Annotated in this window: 7 protein-coding genes, 1 tRNA gene and 1 rRNA gene; 8 read left to right on the top strand and 1 reads right to left on the bottom strand. The window is 60.0% G+C overall.

What is annotated here, in order from left to right:
- The first annotated feature begins 44 nt into the window (after window positions 1-44).
- Both BN1133_RS01425 and rrf read left to right on the top strand, forming a co-directional pair.
- A tRNA-Thr gene (locus BN1133_RS01425) sits at window positions 45-120 on the top strand.
- Window positions 121-137: 17 nt separating this feature from the next.
- A 5S ribosomal RNA gene (gene rrf, locus BN1133_RS01420) occupies window positions 138-252 on the top strand.
- Between the two features lie 68 nt (window positions 253-320).
- Here the strand turns inward: rrf and BN1133_RS01415 are convergent.
- The gene (locus BN1133_RS01415) at window positions 321-1,097 is read right to left on the bottom strand and encodes a LuxR family transcriptional regulator (protein ID WP_050664782.1); all 777 of its coding nucleotides are present in this window, start codon (window positions 1,095-1,097) and stop codon (window positions 321-323) included.
- 142 nt (window positions 1,098-1,239) lie between these two features.
- Between BN1133_RS01415 and BN1133_RS01410 the strand changes: the two genes are divergently transcribed.
- Genes BN1133_RS01410 through BN1133_RS01385 form a run of 6 tightly spaced genes read left to right on the top strand, consistent with a single transcriptional unit; the run spans window position 1,240 to window position 6,097 of the window.
- Window positions 1,240-2,013 (top strand): DUF3450 domain-containing protein, encoded by a 774-nt coding sequence (locus tag BN1133_RS01410; RefSeq protein ID WP_330218698.1) that lies wholly within the window; start codon window positions 1,240-1,242, stop codon window positions 2,011-2,013.
- Window positions 2,010-3,305, top strand: coding sequence for a MotA/TolQ/ExbB proton channel family protein (locus BN1133_RS01405; RefSeq protein ID WP_050664781.1), 1,296 nt, complete (start codon window positions 2,010-2,012; stop codon window positions 3,303-3,305). The genes BN1133_RS01410 and BN1133_RS01405 overlap by 4 nt, the downstream gene beginning before the upstream one ends.
- Window positions 3,305-3,820 (top strand): MotA/TolQ/ExbB proton channel family protein, encoded by a 516-nt coding sequence (locus BN1133_RS01400; protein WP_231686222.1) that lies wholly within the window; start codon window positions 3,305-3,307, stop codon window positions 3,818-3,820. Before BN1133_RS01405 ends, BN1133_RS01400 begins: the two co-directional genes overlap by 1 nt.
- A 13-nt stretch (window positions 3,821-3,833) precedes the next feature.
- Entirely contained in the window at window positions 3,834-4,235 is a 402-nt protein-coding gene (locus BN1133_RS01395; protein ID WP_050664779.1) for an ExbD/TolR family protein, read from the top strand.
- Window positions 4,232-4,915, top strand: a complete 684-nt coding sequence (locus tag BN1133_RS01390; protein ID WP_050664778.1) for a TonB family protein — start codon at window positions 4,232-4,234, stop codon at window positions 4,913-4,915. Before BN1133_RS01395 ends, BN1133_RS01390 begins: the two co-directional genes overlap by 4 nt.
- 3 nt (window positions 4,916-4,918) lie before the next feature.
- Window positions 4,919-6,097: a tetratricopeptide repeat protein gene (locus BN1133_RS01385; RefSeq protein WP_050664777.1), complete on the top strand. Its 1,179-nt coding sequence runs from the start codon at window positions 4,919-4,921 to the stop codon at window positions 6,095-6,097.
- Window positions 6,098-6,313: the final 216 nt, after the last annotated feature.

Here is a 6,313-nt window from a genome sequence, read left to right as displayed (position 1 = left end):
CCCAATTCAGAGATGACGCGACGCGTTGTTTCGACCGGTTTTGTGCTGATATGGCTCAGTCGGTAGAGCGCATCCTTGGTAAGGATGAGGTCCCCAGTTCGATTCTGGGTATCAGCACCATAATTTAAAAGTTTTTGCCTGACGGCAATAGCACGATAGAACCACCTGTTCCCATGCCGAACACAGAAGTGAAATGTCGTAGCGCCGATGGTAGTGTGGCAGATGCCATGCGAGAGTAGGACACAGTCAGGCACCTATTCAATGAGAAGGCCTCCCAAGCGGGAGGCCTTTTTGTTTTTAAGTCCGAACATCAAAACGCCTTATGAAAGGCGTATATTAGTGATATTCACATCGTCCAGAGACGGGACGATCAGTCCACTGGAAATCGTCTTGGCAATTGCCTGATTACGGTTTCGTGAGTCTGTTTTATTGGTGACCTGGGTCAGGTGGAAGTTGACCGTCCGCTCACTGATACCCAGAATCGTTGCAATTTCCCAGGATGTTTTCCCTTCACTGGCCCAAAACAGGCATTCTTTCTCACGGCTGGAGAGTGTCGTCAGATGTCGAGCTATTTCGGGTTTGCGTTTTACCAGCTCGAGTGCCGCATTGAAGATATAGCTGGCGCAAAACGAGAGTGTTGGTACATTCTCAAACATCAGCTCGCTGTTACTCTGCTCCTTGGTGATGAAGGAGAGAATGCCTCGTTCACCATTGGGGCTGTAAAGAGGGAAAGAGACCCCGTTACGCACCCCAAAGTCTTCGGCCAGATTCATTACATCCCGGCTACCTGCCGGCAGCCAGGGTTGGTTGTAGTCCAGCGAATTCCAGAAAATGGGTAGCGTTTGCCTCAGGCCGAGACAGACCACAGGATCCTGGGTCAGATAGCGGTTCTCGCAGTAGGCCTGAAACCAGCTAAGTGGGCAGTTGTTAAACAGGGCTACGTGTGACTTGTTCATGCTTATCGGGAAGATGATAAGCAGCCGGAAGTAGTCAAACCCCATTTTGTGGCTAAAACGCTCCAGGGACCTCTGCATATCGAGGGTGTTTCTTGCCCTGGTGAACGTCTCTATATGTTCCCAAAGCTTGTCGTTGTACAAGTTGCTCTCCTTTTGTCGAGAATGTCGACAAGTTGCGTGCAAATTCTCGGCTCACCTTATCCGCGCATAGCGCGGGTCGCAACGAAATTCCATGATTTGCTTCATTAGACCAAGTTTGGGATAATGATAAGCGTTATCAACTATGTGGCTTGCGACCATGACTAAGAGTGTGTTGGCGTTCCTCGTGCCCTTCTGCTTTACCCACTTGGCTTGTGCCCAGTCTCCGGTGCCGAATGCGTTGATGGAAGATCTGGCCTCAGGAGAGGCCTCCCAGAAAAAAGTAGCACACGCAGCCGATGCTGCCGTAATTGCTCGCCAAGAGCTGTTGGCTACCGAGCGTCAACTCAAGGACCTCGCCTCCTATAACCTGTACATGCGGGGTATGGTGGCCGGCCAGGAGCGCGATATAACAAGGCTGCAGAATCAGCTGGCTGAGGTGGAAGAGACCCGCCATGGCTTGGTGCCATTGCTACTCAAGATGCTGTCTAACCTTGAGGCTTGGGTAGCCGGCGATCTGCCGCTACGTTCCGCCGATCGCGCCGCGCGTCTGCAGAACCTGAAAGAGACCCTGGCCCGTGCCGACGTGAGCGAGGCCGAGAAGTTCCGTGTCTTGCTGCAGGCGTACCAGGTGGAGGCCGAATACGGCAGCCGTCTCGACGTGTGGCAGCAGCATCTGGCGCTGGAGGGAAGTGAGCGCTTGGTCAATGTGGTCGCACTGGGGCGTATCGCCTTGCTTGCCATGACCACCGATGGCACGGGAGCCTGGCGCTGGTCTGCCGAGGTCAAGGCATGGCAGCCGCTTGATGCGGCCTGGCACGATGCTATCGGCCAGGCGATCGCCCTGGCCAAGGAGAAGCAGACTCCGAGCCTGCTCACCTTGCCTCTGTCTACCGCTCGTCAGGAGATCTCTCAATGAAGGCTCTACCCCTGATCCTGGCGTTGGCATTTGGCGTCCAGGCAGCCCCGCAGTTTTCGGCCGAAGAACAGGCGCGCGAGCAGGCGGCCGGCCAGGAGCTGGCTACTCTGAAAAGCCAGCTGGCTCAGGCCAAAGCCAAGCTCGCCAGTGCCCAGGCAGAAAGCCTGTCGCTCGGCGATCGCTTTGCCAGTAATGAGAAGCAGCTGAGCGAGTTGAACAAGGCGTGGTTGAGTGCCTCAAGCGGCATGGATGAGTTGTTTGCCGTCAGTCGCCAGGGGGCCAAGGAGGCCATGACCCTGCTCGAGGCCTCTGCCGTGCAGGCGCAATATCCCGATCGTCTCCAACCGCTGCACGCGCTGAGCGATGACAAGACAGTGCCGGACCGCTACGCCCTGGCGCTGCTGTCCGAGCTGCTGCTCGGGGAGATGAAGGCATCGGCTCAGGTTGCGCGCTTCAGCGCACAGGTGAACGGTGCCGAAGGGGTCGCCACGACCCGGTCGCTGACCCGTTTCGGTGCCTTCACCCTGGCAGCCGAGCCGGGTCTGGTGCAGGTGACCCCGCAAGGGCTGCTACCGATAGCCAACCTGCCGGGCAAGGTACTTGATGGTTATCGCGATTATCAGGGGGCGGAAGGCGAGGCGGTGGCTATCGATCCCTCCCATGGCGCCGTGCTGGCCATGTTGGCCGAGATGCCGACCTTCACCCAACGGCTGCAACAAGGTGGCACGGTCGGCTACATCATACTGGCGCTGGCCCTGGCCGGTCTTGGCATCGCCGGGGTGCGTCTGGTGCTGCTCTCTCATGAACTCAAGGCCGTGCGTCGCCAGGTGGGCGAGTCGGTCCTCGACGAGCGCAACGCGCTGGGGCGTGTGCTGGCGGTGGAAAAGCAGTATCCCCACCTGCCGATGGAAACCCTGGAACTGCGCCTTGACGAGGCGATCTTGCAGGAAAACCCGCGTCTTGAGCGCGGCATCGGCATGGTCAAGGTGATCGCCGCAGTGGCCCCCATGTTGGGCCTGCTTGGGACCGTGACCGGCATGATTGGCACCTTTCAGGCCATTACTCAGTTCGGCACCGGCGATCCCAAGATCATGGCCGGCGGCATCTCGATGGCGCTGGTGACCACGGTGCAGGGTCTGGTGGCGGCGATTCCACTGATCCTGGCCCACAGCCTGCTGCAGTCGCGTTTCAGTGAGCTCTCCAACCTGCTCGAGCAGCAGGTGGCCGGCATCCTGGCCGAACGTGCCGAAACCACCGGTCTTACCCAGAGCAAGACGGAGCGCGTTGCCTGATGATGGCTGTGTGGGAACAGTTGCAGCAATTCATGGGGCGTGGTGGCCCCATTCTCTGGGTGATCCTGGGACTACTGCTGGTGATGTGGTGCCTGATCCTGGAGCGGCTGCTCTATCTGTGGGGGGGCTATCGCGCCGTGCAGCATTCGCTGCTGACCAACTGGCGTGCCCGCGCCGAGCGCACCAGCTGGCAGGCCAAGGCGATCCGTACCCGCTGGATCGCCCAGGCCGAGCTGAAGCTGCAACGTCATCTCCTCTTTATCCGCACTCTGGTGGTGCTCTGCCCCATGCTGGGACTGCTCGGCACCGTCACCGGCATGATAGGGGTGTTTGACGCCCTGGCCATGGCCAACCGTTTCAATCCCGAGAGCATGGCCAGCGGCATCTCCCGTGCCACCATCCCGACCATGGCCGGTATGGTCGTGGCTCTCATCGGGGTATTGATCCTCAGCCGTCTCGAGAGCCAGGCGCGCCGCCTGCTCGAACAGACTCGCGATGGCATGGGCGCCGAATAGGAAGTTGTAACCAATGAGAAGACAACCCAAACGTCAGCGTGACGAAATCCAGATCGACATGACCCCCATGCTCGATATCGTCTTCATCATGCTGATCTTCTTCATCGTCACTACCTCTTTCGTCCGCGAGGCGGGGCTCGAGGTACATCGTCCCGAAGCAACCCAGGCCAAGGCCCAGAAGTCGTCCAGCATCATGTTGGCGATCGGTGCCAAGGGGGAGATCTACCTCGACCGCAGGCCGGTCGATGTGGAACGCGTCAAGGCCAGCCTGACGCGCATGCTCGCCGAGCAGCCGGAGGCCAGTCTGGTAATTCAGGCCGACGAGCGGGTGCCTCATGGCCGTGTGGTGCGGGTGATGGACGAGGCCAAGGCCGCCGGTGTGGCCAATATCGCCGTGGCGGTGACGCCGCGATGAAGCGCTATCTCATCAGCCTGCTGCTTGGGGTGCCGCTTACCCTGGCCGTGCTGCTGTTCATGGCAACCCTGGTCGAGCCAGACTTGCGTGCGCGTAGCGCGAGCGAGTCGCGCAGCATCGTCATCAAGATGCAGGAGCCCGATCTCCAGGTAGCGACCCAGGAGCGTCCGGTGCCACCGGAACCCGAGCCGCTGCCTGAGGTGGAGCCTATGCCGACCATGCAGTCGGTCTCTACCCCGGTGCTGGAGCCTGTGCCCATGGTGGCGCCTCCCCTCGATATCGCGGGGGTGAGTCCGGTGACCTTGGCCATGCCCGATGTGGCGCACGGTGCGCAAGATCCGGCGACGTTTAGCGGCAACTTCCATGGCCAGCAGGTGGGAAGCCCGAACGGGGCAGTCGATGGGATCGGTGTCGGTGGTCTGCTGACCCCGTTGCAACGGATCGAACCGATTTATCCCTATCGTGCCCAGCAGGCCGGGATCGAGGGAGAGGTGACCCTCAAGTTTGTGGTCGATCCTAACGGTCAGGTGCAGGACGTGACCATTGTTTCGGCCAAGCCGCGCGGCCAGTTCGAGCGGGCCGCCATGCAGGCCCTGCGCAAATGGCGCTATCAGGCACGCAAGGGAGAAACCGGGGCGATCGCCCAGATCGTGACCCTCAAATTCAGGTTGGAGAGTTAAGCGATGAAACGACTCTGGTTGTGTGCCCTACTTCTCGCAGGGCAGAGTGCCTGGGCCATCACGGTGAGCCCGGGCTTCTCACGCCAGCTGGCTCCCCTGATGAAACTCTATGAAGGCAAGCAGTGGCAGGCTACCGAGACCAAGGCCGCCGCGCTCAAGCCGGATACTCCGGCCGAGCAGGCCTGGTTGGCGCAGCTGCGTGCCTCGGCCGCAGCCAACAGTGGGCGCTGGGATCTGGCTGCCCGCCAGGTGGCGCTGGCACTGGCATATAAGGAGTGGCCCAAGGAGCAGCGCCGTGGGCTGTTACGGCTGCAAGGAGACGTCGCTGCCCAGCAGGAGAAGTGGCCCCAAGCTATCAGTAGCTACAAGGCTGCGCTGGCCCTGCAAAGTGACAAGGATCTGCAGTTCCGTCTGGCGGGTCTCTATTTCCACAATCGTCAGTATGCCGAGGCGGCCAATCTGAGTGAGCAGCTCCTGTGCCAGGGGTGGCACCAGGGCACCGCCATCATCCGCCTCTCTGCCCTGCATGGGCTCAAGCGCTATGGGCAGGCGGCCGATGTCGCCGAACAGCTCATCGCCCGTGAGCAGAAGGAAGGCAAGTGGTGGCAACAGGCGGTGTCGCTGCGGCTCTCCGCCCGGCAGGGCCGGGAGGCGCTGGCCCTGCTGCAGACTGCGGTCGACCGCAAAGTGCTGAGTGAAGAGAGTACCCGTAATCAGCTGGTCCGCCTCTATGCCTGGCAAGGTCTCCCTTATCGTGGCGCTCGCCTGCTCGAGACTGCCATCGCCAGCGGCAAGTTGTCCGCCTCTGCCGCGAACCTGCAATTGCAGGCGCAACTGTGGGAGGGCGCGCGGGAGTGGGACAAAGCGATCGCGTCCTGGCAGAGGCTTGCCGCGCTTAATAAAGAGAGTAAGCCTGCCCTGCGCGCTACCGAGTTGATGCTTCAGCAGGGGCATGGCCAGGAGGCGAGAAAACAGCTGATCGTATTGCAGCGTGTGACTGGTAAAGAGGGGCTGCGCGCCAAGGCCCTGTTGGTGCAACTCCACTTGCAGGCAGAAAACTATGGCGAGGCGCTACAGTTGGCGACCCAGCTGCGCAGAAGCCGGGAGTGGCAACAGAGAGCCGATAGCTGGATCGCCTATATCCAGTCACGTCAGAGCGAAATGGAGCGCAAGGCCGCTTGAATCGCCACTGAAAAGTATAAAAAAGGAGCTTTCGGCTCCTTTTTTCGTCAAGCAAACCAAAAATCCATAAAACTTTTGAAAAAGCCTTGCCATCCCGGCGCGCCTCCCTATAATGCGCCCTCACCAGCACGGCGGATGACGCCGGATGGTCAGCGAGTTGGCAACGCCAACCTGGCTGCGAAAGAAAAGCGATAGTGACGCTTGACTTTCAAAATG

This window comes from Aeromonas schubertii, from assembly GCF_000820105.1.
Classification (GTDB): domain Bacteria; phylum Pseudomonadota; class Gammaproteobacteria; order Enterobacterales; family Aeromonadaceae; genus Aeromonas; species Aeromonas schubertii.
The sequence above is the reverse complement of the archived record's forward strand: the minus strand, read 5'-3'. Positions and strand labels throughout refer to the sequence as shown.

Bases quoted from the DNA above. Each gene is read 5' to 3' on its own strand.
- BN1133_RS01410 (WP_330218698.1), top strand. From the start codon at position 1,240: ATGTGGCTTGCGACCATGACTAAGAGTGTGTTGGCGTTCCTCGTGCCC.
- BN1133_RS01405 (WP_050664781.1), top strand. From the start codon at position 2,010: ATGAAGGCTCTACCCCTGATCCTGGCGTTGGCATTTGGCGTCCAGGCA.
- BN1133_RS01400 (WP_231686222.1), top strand. From the start codon at position 3,305: ATGATGGCTGTGTGGGAACAGTTGCAGCAATTCATGGGGCGTGGTGGC.
- BN1133_RS01395 (WP_050664779.1), top strand. From the start codon at position 3,834: ATGAGAAGACAACCCAAACGTCAGCGTGACGAAATCCAGATCGACATG.
- BN1133_RS01390 (WP_050664778.1), top strand. From the start codon at position 4,232: ATGAAGCGCTATCTCATCAGCCTGCTGCTTGGGGTGCCGCTTACCCTG.
- BN1133_RS01385 (WP_050664777.1), top strand. From the start codon at position 4,919: ATGAAACGACTCTGGTTGTGTGCCCTACTTCTCGCAGGGCAGAGTGCC.